This window comes from Brevibacillus massiliensis (assembly GCF_000311785.1).
Taxonomy (GTDB): Bacteria; Bacillota; Bacilli; order Brevibacillales; family Brevibacillaceae; genus Brevibacillus_C; species Brevibacillus_C massiliensis.
Window position 1 is genome coordinate 62939 of sequence record NZ_HE978540.1, and the last position, 14402, is coordinate 77340.

Annotated in this window: 19 protein-coding genes; 7 read left to right on the plus strand and 12 right to left on the minus strand. The window is 54.6% G+C overall.

Going from position 1 to position 14402, the window contains the following annotated elements; translation table 11 throughout:
* Positions 1–19 precede the first annotated feature (19 nt).
* Together HGBM_RS12875 and HGBM_RS31085 are read left to right on the plus strand one after the other, a co-directional pair.
* Entirely contained in the window at positions 20–802 is a 783-nt protein-coding gene (locus HGBM_RS12875) for an undecaprenyl-diphosphate phosphatase (protein WP_019121519.1), read from the plus strand.
* 82 nt (positions 803–884) lie between these two features.
* The gene (locus tag HGBM_RS31085; protein WP_019121520.1) at positions 885–1031 is read left to right on the plus strand and encodes a hypothetical protein; all 147 of its coding nucleotides are present in this window, start codon (positions 885–887) and stop codon (positions 1029–1031) included.
* Between the two features lie 53 nt (positions 1032–1084).
* On the opposite strand, the gene spoVAE is transcribed toward HGBM_RS31085, so the two are convergent.
* The 5 genes from spoVAE to HGBM_RS12905 all read right to left on the minus strand — a co-directional run bounded on the left by spoVAE (position 1085) and on the right by HGBM_RS12905 (position 4186).
* The gene (gene spoVAE / locus HGBM_RS12885) at positions 1085–1435 is read right to left on the minus strand and encodes a stage V sporulation protein AE (RefSeq protein WP_019121521.1); all 351 of its coding nucleotides are present in this window, start codon (positions 1433–1435) and stop codon (positions 1085–1087) included.
* A 13-nt stretch (positions 1436–1448) separates the two neighbouring features.
* Complete coding sequence (spoVAD, locus tag HGBM_RS12890; protein WP_019121522.1) at positions 1449–2453, minus strand: stage V sporulation protein AD; 1005 nt, start codon at positions 2451–2453, stop codon at positions 1449–1451.
* A gap of 3 nt (positions 2454–2456) precedes the next feature.
* Positions 2457–2930: a stage V sporulation protein AC gene (gene spoVAC / locus HGBM_RS12895; RefSeq protein WP_019121523.1), complete on the minus strand. Its 474-nt coding sequence runs from the start codon at positions 2928–2930 to the stop codon at positions 2457–2459.
* A gap of 24 nt (positions 2931–2954) precedes the next feature.
* Positions 2955–3815, minus strand: a complete 861-nt coding sequence (locus HGBM_RS12900; RefSeq protein WP_019121524.1) for a DUF421 domain-containing protein — start codon at positions 3813–3815, stop codon at positions 2955–2957.
* A gap of 164 nt (positions 3816–3979) precedes the next feature.
* Positions 3980–4186: a DUF1657 domain-containing protein gene (locus HGBM_RS12905; protein WP_019121525.1), complete on the minus strand. Its 207-nt coding sequence runs from the start codon at positions 4184–4186 to the stop codon at positions 3980–3982.
* A 227-nt stretch (positions 4187–4413) separates the two neighbouring features.
* On the opposite strand from HGBM_RS12905, the gene HGBM_RS12910 reads away from it, so the two are divergent.
* The gene (locus tag HGBM_RS12910; RefSeq protein WP_019121526.1) at positions 4414–4662 is read left to right on the plus strand and encodes an AbrB/MazE/SpoVT family DNA-binding domain-containing protein; all 249 of its coding nucleotides are present in this window, start codon (positions 4414–4416) and stop codon (positions 4660–4662) included.
* 76 nt (positions 4663–4738) lie between these two features.
* Here HGBM_RS12910 and HGBM_RS12915 read toward each other — a convergent pair whose 3' ends face one another.
* The 5 genes from HGBM_RS12915 to HGBM_RS12935 form a co-directional block, all read right to left on the minus strand.
* Positions 4739–5533 carry an NAD kinase gene (locus HGBM_RS12915; protein WP_019121527.1) on the minus strand — a complete coding sequence of 265 codons (795 nt, stop codon included), beginning with the start codon at positions 5531–5533 and terminating at the stop codon, positions 4739–4741.
* A 121-nt stretch (positions 5534–5654) separates the two neighbouring features.
* A complete protein-coding gene (locus tag HGBM_RS12920) occupies positions 5655–6062 on the minus strand; it encodes a YugN family protein (protein WP_019121528.1) in 408 nt (135 codons plus the stop codon).
* Positions 6063–6413: 351 nt separating this feature from the next.
* Positions 6414–6644, minus strand: coding sequence for an excisionase family DNA-binding protein (locus tag HGBM_RS12925; protein ID WP_019121529.1), 231 nt, complete (start codon positions 6642–6644; stop codon positions 6414–6416).
* A gap of 1 nt (position 6645) precedes the next feature.
* Positions 6646–8007: a glucose-6-phosphate isomerase gene (locus HGBM_RS12930; RefSeq protein ID WP_019121530.1), complete on the minus strand. Its 1362-nt coding sequence runs from the start codon at positions 8005–8007 to the stop codon at positions 6646–6648.
* A 141-nt stretch (positions 8008–8148) separates the two neighbouring features.
* Positions 8149–8418, minus strand: coding sequence for a DUF3886 domain-containing protein (locus HGBM_RS12935; protein WP_019121531.1), 270 nt, complete (start codon positions 8416–8418; stop codon positions 8149–8151).
* An 86-nt stretch (positions 8419–8504) separates the two neighbouring features.
* On the opposite strand from HGBM_RS12935, the gene sspK reads away from it, so the two are divergent.
* On the plus strand, positions 8505–8636 hold the full coding sequence (sspK, locus tag HGBM_RS12940; protein WP_019121532.1) for a small acid-soluble spore protein K: 132 nt from the start codon (positions 8505–8507) through the stop codon (positions 8634–8636).
* Between the two features lie 72 nt (positions 8637–8708).
* Here sspK and HGBM_RS27395 read toward each other — a convergent pair whose 3' ends face one another.
* Positions 8709–9917: a glycosyltransferase family 2 protein gene (locus HGBM_RS27395; RefSeq protein ID WP_019121533.1), complete on the minus strand. Its 1209-nt coding sequence runs from the start codon at positions 9915–9917 to the stop codon at positions 8709–8711.
* Between the two features lie 163 nt (positions 9918–10080).
* Here HGBM_RS27395 and HGBM_RS12950 point away from each other — a divergent pair, with 163 nt between their 5' ends.
* From HGBM_RS12950 to HGBM_RS12960, 3 genes are all read left to right on the plus strand, one after another.
* A complete protein-coding gene (locus HGBM_RS12950; RefSeq protein WP_019121534.1) occupies positions 10081–10434 on the plus strand; it encodes a DUF3905 domain-containing protein in 354 nt (117 codons plus the stop codon).
* A gap of 92 nt (positions 10435–10526) precedes the next feature.
* Complete coding sequence (locus tag HGBM_RS12955; protein WP_019121535.1) at positions 10527–10829, plus strand: iron-sulfur cluster biosynthesis family protein; 303 nt, start codon at positions 10527–10529, stop codon at positions 10827–10829.
* An 82-nt stretch (positions 10830–10911) separates the two neighbouring features.
* Positions 10912–12057 carry a site-2 protease family protein gene (locus tag HGBM_RS12960; RefSeq protein WP_019121536.1) on the plus strand — a complete coding sequence of 382 codons (1146 nt, stop codon included), beginning with the start codon at positions 10912–10914 and terminating at the stop codon, positions 12055–12057.
* A gap of 293 nt (positions 12058–12350) precedes the next feature.
* Here HGBM_RS12960 and HGBM_RS12965 read toward each other — a convergent pair whose 3' ends face one another.
* Positions 12351–14273: an ABC-F family ATP-binding cassette domain-containing protein gene (locus HGBM_RS12965; protein WP_019121537.1), complete on the minus strand. Its 1923-nt coding sequence runs from the start codon at positions 14271–14273 to the stop codon at positions 12351–12353.
* Between the last annotated feature and the right edge of the window lie 129 nt (positions 14274–14402).

Sequence of the window (14402 nt, forward strand, 5' to 3'; positions counted from 1 at the left end):
TGTATCGGGAGAGATGAACATGCCTGACATGGTTGAATCGATTTTCCTTGGGATCATCCAAGGCTTGACCGAGTTCCTGCCGATCTCCAGCACTGGCCATCTGGTTTTGTTCGGCAAGCTGTTTGGGCTAAGAGAGGCTGGTCTCTTGTTTGACACGCTGCTTCACTTTGGGACGCTGCTTGCCGTCGTCATCGCCTTTTGGCCGGAGGTGAAGTACATCATCACCCATCCGTTCAGCCGTTTGACAAGGCTATTGATCGCCGGGACGATTCCGACCGCAGTGATCGGCCTGGTGTTTAAAGACTATTTTGAAGAAACTTCCCGCACCGGCCAGACGATCGGATTTGAATTCGTCGCGACGGGGCTGATTCTCTGGGCAGTCGAGTCACTGCCAAAGGGACGGCGCTCGTTTGAGCAAATCAGCTATCTCGACAGCTTGCTGATCGGGACCCTGCAGGGTGCCGCGATTCTTCCCGCGATTTCCCGCTCCGGACTCACCATCGCCGGCGCGCTGATGCGCGGGATCAATCGCGCAGATGCCGCCCGGTTTTCCTTTTTGCTGTCGCTGCCGGCGATCCTCGGGGCAACAGCCCTGTCAGCCAAAGATTTGCTGGACGACAAGCCACAATCCGTGTCACTCTTGCCGATGCTGGTCGGAACCGGGTTTGCCGCCTTGTTTGGCTATTTTGCGATCCGCTGGATGGTGCGGATCGTCAGCGGCGGGACGATGAGGGGCTTTGTCCTGTACGTCTGGCTGCTTGGGGCAGCAATTCTGTTGACACAGTGGTTGGGACGCTGGTGAAGCCGCCGGTCAAAATCTGGATGGTTACGGCTTCTCCTCCAGTACCAAACTAGCATTACATCCGGAAAAAGAGGTGACCAGCATGAGCAAGCGAACGACGCCTGATCCGCTTAACGAAAAAGGGTTGGCGGTCACAGGGCTGACGAGCAGCACAGCCGCTGACGATCTTCACACCGGGGAAAATCAGGGTGAGAGCGGCCGTCGGCGCAAACAGCAGAAGCGACAATAATACGCGGGAAAAAAGCCCCCGCGTTTTTTTGTCGGCCATCGAGACCGCTTGAGTCAGCCCTTGGCCCGGGACAGCAGGGCGGCAAAAAAACCGAACACGATCGCGGCGGATATCCCGGCGCTCGTCACCTCGAAAATCCCGGTGACGACGCCGATGATGCCGTCGCGCTTCGCTTCTGCCATCGCACCGTGAACCAGCGCGTTGCCAAAGCTGGTGATCGGCACGGATGCCCCTGCTCCGGCGAATTTGATCAAAGGCTCGTAAAGTCCAAATCCGTCGAGAATGGCTCCCGCCACTACCAACAGGGACATGGTATGGGCCGGCGTCAATTTGACCACGTCCATGAGAATTTGACCAATCAGGCATATGATACCTCCGACGATAAAAGCCCAGACAAAGATCATCGTCCTTTTCCTCCTATGCTGATTCGATCGAGACAGCATGTGCGATACAGGGTATGCTCTCCCCCTGCTGATAGGTCATCGGCGAGTGCAGGGCACCGGTCGCTACCACCAGGATCCGCTTCCACGCCCCTTTTTCCATGCTGCGAAAGAGATGTCCGTATGTAACCGATGCCACGCAGCCGGCTCCGCTGCCTCCCGACCAAACGCTGGGGTTGTCCCCGTAGATGAGCATGCCGCAGTCGCGGTACCGGTCAAGCGGCAGGTTGATCTGATGCTTGGGAAGCAGTTCGGAAAGAATCCCGTGTCCGACCCGGCCCAGATCGCCCGTGACGACCAGATCGTAATAGTCATGGGGAAGCTGGCGTTCGCGGAAATGGGTTTCAATCGTGTTGAGCGCTGCCGGGGCCATCGCCGCTCCCATGTTGAACGGGTCCTTGAGCCCCATATCGACTACGCGGCCAATCGTCGCCGAGGTAACGTGCAGCCCATTCCCTTTGCTGCCTACCAATGCCGCGCCCGCTCCGGTGACAGACCACTGCGCTGTCGGCGGCTTTTGTCCGCCGTATTCCGTCGGGTAGCGGTACTGCTTTTCCGCGGAAGAGTTATGGCTGCACGAACCGGTCAAGACGTAGTCGCCCGACTGGCTGTCGACGATCAAGGCGGCAAGAGCCAAGCCCTCCATCGTTGTGGAACAGGCCCCGAACAGTCCCAGATAGGGGATCGTCAGCGTCCGGGCGGCAAAGCTGGATGAGATGATCTGATTCATCAGGTCGCCGCCGAGGAAAAAATGCACCTGTTCCTTCGTCAGCCCCGCTTTCTCAATCGCCTTATCGCAGGCTTCCTCCATCAGTGCTTTTTCCGCTTTTTCCCAGCTGCCCTGACCCAAAAAAGTATCCCCGTGCAGCGTATCAAAATCGCTGGAAAGCGGCCCTTCCGCTTCAAAGGGACCGCCGATCGCCGCCGATGACAGGATCACCGGCCTTGTGGGAAACACCCATGTTTGATGCCCTACAAGCATTGCTCAGCCCCCCATTGTAATCAGCGTCTTGATCAACCCGATCACGAACGCGGCAAAAACGCCGAATACGATAACCGGTCCGGCTATCTTGAACATGTTGCCGCCAACGCCGAGCACGTAGCCTTCACTCTTGTGTTCGATCGCTGCCGAAGCGATGGAATTGGCAAAGCCAGTCACAGGTACCGCCGTTCCTGCTCCCGCCCATTGACCGATCCGGTCGAACAAGCCAACCGCCGTCAAGACGACGGAGATCAGAATGAGCACCGCCTGTGTCGGACTGCCTGCTGTCTTCTCCGTGAAGTGGAAATAGCGGATAAACACCTCCTGGATCGCTTGACCGAGCAAACAGATCACTCCCCCGACGAGAAAAGCGCGGACGAAGTTTTTCGCGAGCGGACGGGGCGGCTCATGCCGTTTCGCCAGTTCCTGGTATTGCTGCTGTGTCGGAGTCAGCTTCTTTTTCTTGTTGTTCGCCATTCTTCATCACCTTCACTCTCTTCACTAGCGGGTCAACAGCGGAACCAGGTCGTCGATCACCCGCTGCAGCCGCTTCGCTTCCCAACTGTACCTGGATTTCGCCTCTTCGCTTCGTGTCGACAAAGCGAACAATTCCAGGTCCGCCTGGCACTTTTTCAAGGTAGCATAGGTCGCTTTTGGCACTTGCGGCTGGGGAACCTTCAGCTTGTCGTCGTAGAGATCGAGGAAGAGCTCCCCGTTTTTGTCGACCTGCCCGATGAAGACATTCTCCAGCGTTACACCTGCCTTTTCCAGCTCCGTTCTGAGCCAGCCGCGATTGAGGCCGATGGTGGCAAGCGGTTCGTCCATAATCTCCCCGTCCATGATCACCGTCTGCGGCTCTCGTTCCGGCGAAAGTGTAATGCCTAAATGTTTGGCGGTAAGCGGCTGGTTTTCCGCCTTGAGCAGGACGCTTACATCACCATTCGATTCCAGTACGGCGAATTCGACATCCGCGACGCGAAAGACGTTTTTCATTCGCAAATGCTCCATCAAATCGTCGGTGCACAGCCGCTCTCTCTTCATATTGTCTTCCAATACCTTGCCGTCTTTGATCAAAACGGTAGAGTTGCCTTCCACGATGTTGCGAATGCGCTTGCTTTTCATCGAAATCCACTGCAGGGCCACGGGAAACATCGCGATGATCGCCATGGCCAAGAAACCCATCTGCCAGGAACCTTCCAGATCGGTCGCGATAAATCCGACGATCTCGCCAATCGAGATTCCGACAATGTATTCGATGTATGTCAATTGCCGAAGCTGACGCTTGCCAAGAATTTTTGCCAGTAAAAATAAGAACAGCAGTGATCCGATCGACCGGACGACGATATTAAGCCACTCGGGCATTGGGCAACCTCCTCTACAGGTAAGAAAAGCTTCGTTTGAAACCCTTCGAAGAAGCTGGTTCTTCTACAAGGAAGCTTTGGGACGCAACGTCAGGATGCTGCGGCTAGATCTGCTCCTATTACAGAGAAGAGAGGGAGAGGGTGGCCTCTCCCGGCAGGGATTCGTTAAAACCCCTTGTATTGCGGCTCTTCAGTCTCCAGCTGCATTACGCGCTGTTCCAAGGTGTCGCAAATGGACTGTGTGGTTTGGGCTGCTTGGGTGTAAAGCTGCTTCGCCTGCTTGTTTTGGGTGTTGAGCGCAAAGGTTTCCAAGTTAGCCTGAGCGCCTTTCAGGCTGGCAAGTGTTTGTTTTACCTGGCTGGCTACAGTCACGACTAGTCACCTCCTTACGTTACAACTCTTATGTTCAACCAAAAGCACTACATTATGCCTACCCTCGCGTGATTTTTTTAGCCTGTCGGCAGGCAAGGCCTGGCTGGCATCTCGACTCGATGAAAAGACAGCATTTATCATGTGACAATTATTAGGAATATTGGTAAAATAAAAACCAACAAAGCAAATTTTGCTTGTGGAAAAAAGAATGAGAGGGGAATACATACGTGAAAGCGACAGGCATTGTAAGAAAGGTGGATGAACTGGGAAGAATCGTCATTCCGATTGAGCTGAGACGAACTCTCGATATCGACATCAAAGACGCCTTGGAAATTTTCGTCGACAACGAGCGGATTATCTTGAAGAAATACGCCCCTGCCTGCATCTTTTGCGGAATGGCAGACAATGTTACCCATTTTAAAGGGAAGATGGTTTGCCACACTTGTTTAAATGAAATACCGGTTACAAAAGGATAAGATAAAAAAGACGAAAACCGACTTTTGAGGCTTGTACATGCTCAAAAGTCGGTTTTTCCTGTCATGTGTCTTTCCACTATTCCGAGATAAACGATTTGCGTACCCTTTCCCAAAAAGACAGCTGCTTGTACCGGGCGAATTTCACTTTTCGGCTACCGACGCGGCAGGTAATCGAACGAACGCCCTTCCAGACATCTTGCTCGCGGTCCAGACCGATCATGATCTGCGGATTCATGACGATCAGTTCAATCTCATGGTGCCTGGGCAGTACCAGCGAACTGTTGATTGTCCGGTACATACGGTTGTTGATCGACGCGATTTCGGACAGCTGTATCGCCTCGATGGAAGGATGGACGATCGCCCCGTCCACCGCTTTGTTGTAGGCGGTGCTTCCGGATGGCGTGGAGACGATCAGGCCGTCCCCGCGAAAAGTCTCAAACTCTTTGCCATTGATAAACACGCTTACGACCAGAGTGGAGAGAGAGGCATTGCGAAGGACAATTTCGTTGATCACCCATTCCGTATGGGTCTTCCCATCCGCCGTATGAATCTGGCACTCCGCTGTCGGATATTCCACTATGACCGGATTTCCTTCGTCCAGCGCCTGAACGAATTGGTCGATCTCATCCGGACGCCAATCCGCGTAAAAACCCAGGTGACCGGTGTGGATGCCAACGTAATGGGGGGCAAATCCGTATTGGTGCACCGCTTCCAGAAATGTGCCGTCTCCCCCGATCGACAAGACGAGATCCGGGTCTGCGGCGGGATCGGTGACGAACTGATACGTCCCGGATTGCAGCAGTTTTTTTCTTACCAGTTGTTCCACTTCACGCGTATATTCGTCTTTGCGCAATACCATAGCAATTTTCATGTAACCGGCCTCACTCTATTCTTCGTTGCTTACACTATACCACATGTGCAAAATCACGGCATCGAACAGCAGAAAACGGGTGAGCATTCAGACGCCCTCACCCGTTTCCCGTGTATTACCCTCAGCTAAAGCGCGACTCGACCATGCGCAGCACGTCTGCAGCCTTTTCCACCCATTCAGGCTCGACTTCGGCGTCTTTCTCGAGCGGCTCTTGAAACTGGTCCAGCATCGGCGCGGCAATCGGCCCTGTATAGGCGCTAACATCCTCGTCCACGCCGGTCTGGTAGATGTGTTTGAGGACAAACGGCTTGTGCAGTTCAATGTCAGCATCTGCTTCGTCCAGGACGCCTCTTTGAACGACGAAGGGGATTCGCAAAAAGACCATCGCTTTATCGTCCAACTGTCTGTCGAAAAAACCTTTGTCATAATCCCAATTGCTGGCCAGTGTAAAGCCGTCCGCAGCCAGCATCTCGCTCATCCTGCCAAATTCGCCTGTCTGTCCCTCGATTCTGCTGTTGATGCTCTGCATGCAAATCCCTGCCTTTCCCTGGTTCAACAGTAGTTTGCGACAAAAGGCAGGATTGTACTCCGGACCTCTGCACCGTGGCAAGCGCCTTAACGTTTTGATTTACTGTTCCGCCATCATTTTTGATAACGGCTTCCTTGCTGGTTCCTAGCGAAATATGAAACCCCTCGAGCTGGTTCTGGCCAAGGAGCGGCAAGAAATTTTGATCCAATGCCACTTTGGGTGCGGTACCCTTGTGGCTGATCGGCTCGGCAGCCGGCTTATACGCTGCCGGCAGTAGACTACAGCCTCGGCCTGCTTCATGGCACACACTCCGCTCGCAGATAACCGGCTTTATCATGGTTAAGGGAAGTGCTAGTCCTCATCCTTGTAATCGTAACTCTCCGGAATCGGTTCAAATTTTTCTTCACGCTCGAATTCTTTCAGCTTCTTGATCTGTTCCAGATGAAAGTGGAATTGCTCCTTGTTGATCATGTATTCCTCGCCGTTGTGAACGGCGCGTATTCTGCCTTCAGAGATTTTTTCCAGGATGAATGATTCCGGCAGATCCAGATAGGCTGCCGTCTCTTTTACTGTCAAGTACATGCTATCTACTCCCGTACAGCCGTTCAATCAGCCTGGCCTGCTGCGCTTCGCAGCCCGGTTTTCCCAGCAGAGCGAACATGTTTGCCTTATACGCGTCCACTCCAGGCTGGTCAAACGGATTGACTCCCATGATGTACCCGCTGATTGCACACGCTTTTTGAAAAAAATAGAACAGACTGCCCAAGTGGAAAGCCGAAGCCGCTTCCACCTCTATCACCAGATTGGGCACACCCCCGTCCGCATGGGCCAGCAGGGTCCCTTCCAGCGCCTTTTTATTGATAAAATCCATTCCCTTGCCGACAAGGAAGTTGAGTCCGTCAGAATTGGCGGGTTCCGCCTTCAGTATCACGTCCCGGGCAGGGGTGGCGATCGACAGCACCGTTTCAAACAAATCGCGGCGTCCGTCTTGTATGTACTGCCCAAGCGAGTGAAGGTCGGCGGAGAACTCTGCAGATGCGGGAAAGATCCCTTTGCCGTCCTTCCCTTCCGACTCCCCGAAAAGCTGTTTCCACCATTCGGAAAAATACCGGAACTGCGGTTCATTTGTGACAAACAGCTCGATTCCCTTCCCTTTGCGGTAAAGCAGGTTGCGGATCGCCGCGTATTGATAGCACGGGTTCTCGTCCAGTTCCGGACTTCGGTACAGCTTACAGGCAGCGGCAGCGCCGGCCAGCAGTGCGTCGATATCGGCTCCGCTCACGGCAATGGGCAGCAGCCCGGCAGCAGTCAGCACCGAATAGCGGCCGCCGACATCTCCGGGGATGACAAAGCTTTCATACCCTTCACTTGCGGCCAGCTTTCGCAGGATGCCTGACTGTGTATCCGTCGTCACATAGATGCGGCGCCGGGCGCCTTCCGTCCCGTACCTTCCCACCAGGTAATCGCGAAACAGGCGGAATGCCACTGCCGGTTCCAGCGTAGATCCCGACTTGGAGACGACGTTGATCGATATTTCTTTTCCCTCGATGGCCTCAAACAAGTGGGAGACGTATACGGGACTAAGCGTGTTCCCGACGAAGTAACATTCAGGTGACTTCCTTTGCTTGCGCGAAAGCACGTTGGAAAAAGAATGGCCGAGAACATCCATGGCTGCTTTCGCTCCCAGGTAGGAACCGCCGATGCCGATGGTGACAAACACCTCAGAGTCGTTCCGAATTCGTGCGGCTGCCCGTTTGACCCGCGCAAGCTCTGCCGGATCGCCGGCTAGCGGCAGTTCGAGCCAGCCAAGTGAGCTGTTTCCCGGACCCACGCGGCGATGCAGCATGTCATGAACATGCCGTACCGCTGGGGCAAGGTATTCCCACTCGTGGCATTTGACAAATGGCAGTGCGTTTGCAAAGTCAAAGCGAATGGGCTGGCTCATCCGGTACAGCCGTCCTTTCCTTTCGCATAAAGTAGTACCCCAGCGTCTGCATCTGGCGCAGCCCCAGGTAAAGCTTCACGCTGAGGGCAGAAGCTTTTTTACTACCTTATGAGAGAGGGGGCAAATACTTTCGCCTTTGCCCTAACTGTATTTTCCGCCGCCTTTTTTATCGTACTCGGCCAACAGCTCGGCGAATGATTTATTCTTTTCCTTTTCCGCAAGCTCGCGGCGGCGGCGCTCCGCTTCAGCCGCTTCTTCCTCTTGTTTCGCGGTTTTCAGCTCGCGTTCCACCTGTTTCAGTTTGGCCAGCGCCTCATCACCCAGCAGATCTTTCAAGCTCTGTCCCGCTTTTTGCTCTGGCATGGGTGCGGCAGACGCACGGCCCTGCTGTTTTTTCGGTTTCTTAGCCATACATAAGCCCCTTTCCCCAATTTGCGTCTCATCCATTGTACCATTTCTGGCCATACTAGGAAGAGCCAATGAGAGGGGGGATAAGCATGGTTCGCAACAAAGAAAAAGACTTCGGGAAGACGGCTGACATTCGCGGCCCCAAATCCCAGTCGGAGGCTGTCCGCTCCGACGGCTCCATCAACAGTCAACCACAGGAACGAATGAAAGAGAACAGATAAAAACCCGCCTGGCATGGACGAACGCTGTGCCAGGCGGATCACCCTTCCGCATACCCGATTCGCCTCGGGGAGTTACCGTTTTTTCTTGCTCTTCTTCCGCTTTTTCCGTTCTGGCCGGGAGTGCTTCGCCCGTTTTTTCCGGGAGTGCTTTGCCCGTTCTCGCCGAGAGCGGCTTTTGCGTTTGGGAATTTGTCCTTCCGCCTGTTTTTTTCTGCTGCGGGACCGCTGTCTTTGCCTGCGCTTGCGCCGTCGTCGTGCGTTGTGCTTCCGTTTGCTGCTTGCAGCATGCCTGGCGCTCCGCCGCTCTGTCTGCCTAGAACTGTTCTGCGGCAACGGCACATGCGGCAGCGGGTAAACCGGCATGTGACTTACCGGCTGGGGACTGGTTCCTTGCTGATCGGTCGGCGGCTCCGGCGGCGGCAATTCCGGTCCGACCTGACTCGGTTCAGCTTCTGCTTCCTTTTGCTTTTGCCTCCCCGGAACCCATTGCAGCCTGGGATACTCTTGATAAATACCGACGAGTTTATCGCTCAACTGGAATGTGTACCCGGCCTGAAAGAGCCGAAACCCAATCCTTTGATTCGCTTCCGTTTGATTGGAAGCAGGAGGGATCTGTCCGATTTGCTGGAACGCTGACCTTTCAACGGAGAGGTTCTGTGTTTGGAACAGGTGCCACGGTTCGTCCGCTTCCTCCGAATGGGTACCATCGCTTCGATGCAGCTCTTCCCGCTCTTCAGCTTCTTTTCCGGCCAGCCCAATTTCCGTCAGGTATTCCGTCTCCACCTGCTTCTCATCCAGCAGCGGCACGACCCGTTCCATGGTATGAGGCCGCTTGATCTGCGGGTAATCCTGCAGCCAGGCGAGGCATTCGGATTTTTGCCGCTCCGAGAAGTTCGGATAAAACACCGAGTAGACCCGGCGGTACATCGTCCCGACCAGAATCATTTTTTCCTTTTGGCGATGGGCCTGGATATGCGTGCCCACAAAGGCGCGGGGGACAATCACATTGGCGCCGGAAAAAATCAGCAGGTCTCCCCTTGCTGCCTTTACTCCCTCATAAAGAAGCTCGCTGTACTTCTGCGGCTGATGCAACCAGACCGGCCGAAGCTGGTAATGGGCGGAAAACTCCTCCACTCTTTCCCTCGTACCGTCCGCAGAAGCATTATCTACGACGACCACCTCGAATTGGTCAAACGGGGTGTACTGCAAATTAAAACTTTGCAGGCTGTATAGCAGACGATCAACGGCATTTTGGGCCAGAATAACGACGCTGACCAGCATTCGTTTTTCCTCCTCGCTATCGACCCGGCAAAACTTGAACCTTGCTCTTTTTGTATCCTATGCCAGCCCAACCCCGCCTGTTAAAAAGCAGACCCTCACTCGCCAGACAATCGCGAATAATCGCCCTGACGACAAGGCATACTCAGGAGGAGGTGGAAAAACAATGGCGGAAAAGCGGAATGAAGAGACGAAAGTGAAACAGGTGGGAATTGACGGAACCCTGCCCCATCAGATCGAGGCACCGGACTTCAAACAATCCTCCATGACCATGGAGAAGCCGTTTGTCAATGAATTCGGCGTCGTGATCGGCGACAGCTTTTACGATTCCCCTGAATCTCCGCACAACCAGTGGAGCACAGAGATGGATCCTGTCGTGATGGCTGGCGACAGGTGGGTCCACCCCACCAATGACATCGGCTGGAACACCAGCGAAAACAAAGATTTGCTTGAGGATATTCCTCCAAAAGGCGTCCCGTTTCAGCACCCTACCAGGGACAGCAGTTACGGTACCGACTGACGCCGGACTGACATTGCGGAAACCCGGGAACACCCGGGTTTTTCTTGTGGTAGAATGAAGAGAATAACTGTTAGAGAAAAAGGAGCATTTGCATGATGATTCGCCTGACGATTCAGCCGGAGTTTGCACGAGCTTACCAACAATACGCCGATTACCGCCCCGGCGACACCTTGCGCCTCTACGTCAGAACGAGCGGCCCGGGCACGGGCGGATTGTTTTACGCGATCGAACGGGATCAGGAACAAGCAGGCGATGCCCTGTTTGAGGTGGAAGGGCTGCGCTTTGTCATCCGCCCGGCGGACTTTTGGTATTTTGACGGCGGCAGCCTCCGCTACGACAAGCGGCTGGGGGAATTCGGCTTTCAGTTCGACAACCCGAAGTTGGACCAGGGTTGAAACCAAACCATTCCTGTCACGTATAAGTAACGATTGATGTTTTAAACTAAGGGACGGGAATTACGGGAGGCTTTCACTTACAATGGCTAAAACAAAAACGCGAGCAGGCTCAGTACTCTTCGTTGTCGGAGCATTTCTTCTTTCCAAATTAAAATGGATCATCCCTTTTTTAAAACTATCCAAATTTGGCGGAACATTGATTTCGATGGCGATCAGCCTGGGGGCTTACGCTTTGGCTTTTGGCTGGAAATTTGCGGCTGCGCTTGTTTACCTGATATTCGTTCACGAAATGGGGCATGTGATCGCTGCCAAGCAAAAAGGCATCCGCACCTCTCCGGCTATCTTTCTGCCGTTTGTAGGCGCACTGATATCATTAAAGGAACAGCCGCGCGACGCCAAGACGGAAGCTTATCTGGCTTACGGCGGCCCGCTGGCCGGGCTGATTGCTTTCCTCCCGGCAGTTCCCCTCTACGCTTGGACGCACAATCCGTTTTGGGGATTGGTCATATTTTTGGGAGCCATGTTGAATCTGTTCAACCTGCTGCCTGTATCGCCTTTGGACGGAGGACGCATCGTCTCTGTCCTGTCTACAAAGATTTGGTTTTTCGGATTGGCGGGAATCGGTTTGCTGCTCATCTTCTCACCTGACCCGATCCTCTTTTTGATCTTTCTCTTCGGCCTGTTCACCTGGTGGCGGCGGATTCGCGAAGGGTATCAGCACCGCGTGCTCAGCTACGAAAAGATGAAGCTGACGGAGTTTCTGGACGAGGTGCAGCAGTGGCCCTCCCTGCCGTCCATGGCCGAGCGGCGCGCGGCTCTCTACGAGAAAATACTCGCCTATTCACAATCGGAGCCGCAAAAAGCCGGATTTGCCATTCCCTTTCTGCAGGATGACAAACGGTTTGCCCGGGATAAAGACCGTCTGGATCGCGAGTACGCGACGGCCGAGTGGGAACTGCTGCAGCAGTGGGAGCGAACCCCTGTTGAGTTTGAAGACGGCGATCCCGACCGGCCCGTTCCTTCAACGCTGCTGACCAAGGCCAGTCTGGAGGCTGCCGAACGGCTGAAAAAGATCGAAGAAGAGATTCATCGCCTGAACACGTACTACACCGCCCCGGCCAGTACGAAGTGGAAGGTGCTGGCCGCCTATCTCGCACTGGCGCTCGTCCTCTCCTTGTTCATGCTGTACGGGAATCACATTGTCGAGTATCACAGGAACTTTCTTTAACATGTAAACTGGAGCAAATTGAATAAAGTTCGAGAGGAAAGAAAAAAATGGAGCGAGCGTAGGCCTTGGCAGCGTCCACCCAGTCGGAACGGAAAAAAGCGGCACACGCTTGTCGACCAAATTCTACGTTGAGCTACTTCCAGTCATTTTTGGTCGACGTGCCGCTTTTTGGAGTGGAGACGGACAGTTCAGCTTCCTCGTTGGCGCGCCACGAACGAAGCGAGCCTATTTTTTTCTTTCCCACCACCAATATTCTCTACAGCAAAAAGGACGTGGGGGGTTTCTCGCGTTTGTTACTTTTTGCTTTGCTCAATCTCCTCCACCAGCGCCGAGAGCTCTGCCCAGCGTTCGATTGCTTGTTCCAGTTCGGCGCTGACCTGCTGCTCTTCCACGTACAACTGCTGCACCTTTTCGAAGTCGCTGCCGGCCTGGGTGATGGCCGCCTTCAATTCGGCACTCCGCTCTTCCAGGGAGGCGATCCGCCCCTCGATTTCCTCCCATTCCCGCTGTTCTTTATAGCTTAACTTGCGCTGCCGGTTTGCCCTGCGGCCTGATTCGTTCTCTTCCTCGCGCCTTCGGACCGGCTCTTTTTCAGCGGGCGCTTCTGCCGCCTCCCGCTCCCTGCGGCGAACCTCAAGGTAGTCCGAATAGTTTCCGTAAAAACGGCGGATCGTCCCGTCCGGCTCAAAAGCGAACAAGTGGTCAACCGTCCGGTCAAGAAAGTAACGATCATGGGACACCGTGATGACTGCACCCGGGAACTGTTCCAGATAATCCTCCAGAATCGACAGCGTCTGGATGTCGAGGTCATTGGTTGGTTCGTCCAGCAGCAAAACGTTCGGCTCGCCCATCAGGGTACGCAGCAGGTAGAGACGCCGCCGCTCACCGCCCGACAATTTGCCGATGAGCGTCCACTGCATGTGGTGGGGAAACAGGAAGCGTTCCAGCATTTGCGACGCCGTAATGGTGGAGCCGTCCGCCGTGCGAATCACTTCCGCCGCTTCCTTGACGTACTCGATCACCCGCTGCCCCTCGTTCATCTCCACATTTTCCTGCGTGTAGTAAGCCAACTTGACCGTCTGCCCAAGCTCAATCGTGCCGCTGTCCGGCTGCATCCGCCCGGCGATCAGGTTCAGCAGCGTCGATTTGCCGCTCCCGTTTGGCCCGATGATGCCGACGCGGTCTTGCGGCTGCAGGATGTAGCTGAAATCCCGGATCAGCGTCCGGCCTTTAAATCCTTTGCTGACGTGCTCCAATTCCAGCACCTTTTTTCCCAGCCGGCTGGCGCCGAGAGCGATATCCAGTTTTTCCGCAGGTGCTGCCGTACCTTGGTTCTGCAGTTCCTCCACGCGCTGAATCCGCGCCTTTTGCTTTGTCGTACGCGCTTTGGCTCCCCGCCGCAGCCACGCCAGTTCGCGGCGAAGCAAATTTTGCCGCTTGCTCTCTGCTGCCGCTTCATTCTCTTCCCGCGCCGCCTTCTTTTCCAAAAAGGCCGCGTAGTTGCCCTCGTAGCTGTACAGCTTTCCGCCATCCAGCTCTACGATGCGATTGGTGACCCGGTCGAGGAAGTACCGATCGTGCGTCACCAGCAAAAGGGCCCCTTTATAGCGGGAGAGGTATTCTTCCAGCCACTCCACAGTCTCGTTGTCGATGTGGTTGGTCGGCTCATCCAAAATCAGCAAATCAGCGGGCTGGATCAAGGCTCGCGCCATCGCCACCCGCTTGCGCTGGCCGCCGGACAGTTCGCCGACCGGCTGCGTGAAGCTGCGGATGCCAAGCCGGGTCAGGACGGTCTTTGCGTGTGTATTTGCTTCCCATGCGTTCAGGGCATCCATCTCCTGCTGCAGGGAAAACAGCCGGTTTTGCCGCTCTTTGTCGTCAGGGGAAGCCTGCAGCAGCTCCAATGCCCGCTCGTATTCCCGCAGCAGCTTCATCAGCGGCGAATCTCCGTAGAATACCTGTTCCAATACGGTTGATCCGGCGTCGAATTCCGGGTTTTGCGGCAAGTATTCAATGCGAAAATGGTTGGCGTGGACGATGCTTCCCTGATCGGCTGTATCATGCCCCGCGATGATTTTCAACAAGGTGGATTTGCCTGTCCCGTTTACCCCGATCAGTCCAATTCGCTGATGCTCGGATATCACCAGCGAGATGTCGTCAAACAGCACCTTTTCTCCAAAGCTTTTCGAGATGTGTTCCGCTCTAAGGATATTCATGATTACCAGTCCTTTTTTCCATCACAACTTCTTTCATTGTACTGTAGGCCACAGCCGCTTGCCAACGCCGGACTGCAGCAGCGCTCCGTCAGTGTACAGACAAAAAAGAAACGGCTAGACAGGCTTCAC

Coding starts and splice junctions, on each gene's coding strand:
- HGBM_RS12875 (WP_019121519.1), top strand. CDS start 20: ATGCCTGACATGGTTGAATCGATTTTCCTTGGGATCATCCAAGGCTTG.
- HGBM_RS31085 (WP_019121520.1), top strand. CDS start 885: ATGAGCAAGCGAACGACGCCTGATCCGCTTAACGAAAAAGGGTTGGCG.
- spoVAE (WP_019121521.1), bottom strand. CDS start 1,435: ATGATCTTTGTCTGGGCTTTTATCGTCGGAGGTATCATATGCCTGATT.
- spoVAD (WP_019121522.1), bottom strand. CDS start 2,453: ATGCTTGTAGGGCATCAAACATGGGTGTTTCCCACAAGGCCGGTGATC.
- spoVAC (WP_019121523.1), bottom strand. CDS start 2,930: ATGGCGAACAACAAGAAAAAGAAGCTGACTCCGACACAGCAGCAATAC.
- HGBM_RS12900 (WP_019121524.1), bottom strand. CDS start 3,815: ATGCCCGAGTGGCTTAATATCGTCGTCCGGTCGATCGGATCACTGCTG.
- HGBM_RS12915 (WP_019121527.1), bottom strand. CDS start 5,533: ATGAAAATTGCTATGGTATTGCGCAAAGACGAATATACGCGTGAAGTG.
- HGBM_RS12920 (WP_019121528.1), bottom strand. CDS start 6,062: ATGCAGAGCATCAACAGCAGAATCGAGGGACAGACAGGCGAATTTGGC.
- HGBM_RS12925 (WP_019121529.1), bottom strand. CDS start 6,644: ATGTACTTGACAGTAAAAGAGACGGCAGCCTATCTGGATCTGCCGGAA.
- HGBM_RS12930 (WP_019121530.1), bottom strand. CDS start 8,007: ATGAGCCAGCCCATTCGCTTTGACTTTGCAAACGCACTGCCATTTGTC.
- HGBM_RS12935 (WP_019121531.1), bottom strand. CDS start 8,418: ATGGCTAAGAAACCGAAAAAACAGCAGGGCCGTGCGTCTGCCGCACCC.
- sspK (WP_019121532.1), top strand. CDS start 8,505: ATGGTTCGCAACAAAGAAAAAGACTTCGGGAAGACGGCTGACATTCGC.
- HGBM_RS27395 (WP_019121533.1), bottom strand. CDS start 9,917: ATGCTGGTCAGCGTCGTTATTCTGGCCCAAAATGCCGTTGATCGTCTG.
- HGBM_RS12950 (WP_019121534.1), top strand. CDS start 10,081: ATGGCGGAAAAGCGGAATGAAGAGACGAAAGTGAAACAGGTGGGAATT.
- HGBM_RS12955 (WP_019121535.1), top strand. CDS start 10,527: ATGATGATTCGCCTGACGATTCAGCCGGAGTTTGCACGAGCTTACCAA.
- HGBM_RS12960 (WP_019121536.1), top strand. CDS start 10,912: ATGGCTAAAACAAAAACGCGAGCAGGCTCAGTACTCTTCGTTGTCGGA.
- HGBM_RS12965 (WP_019121537.1), bottom strand. CDS start 14,273: ATGAATATCCTTAGAGCGGAACACATCTCGAAAAGCTTTGGAGAAAAG.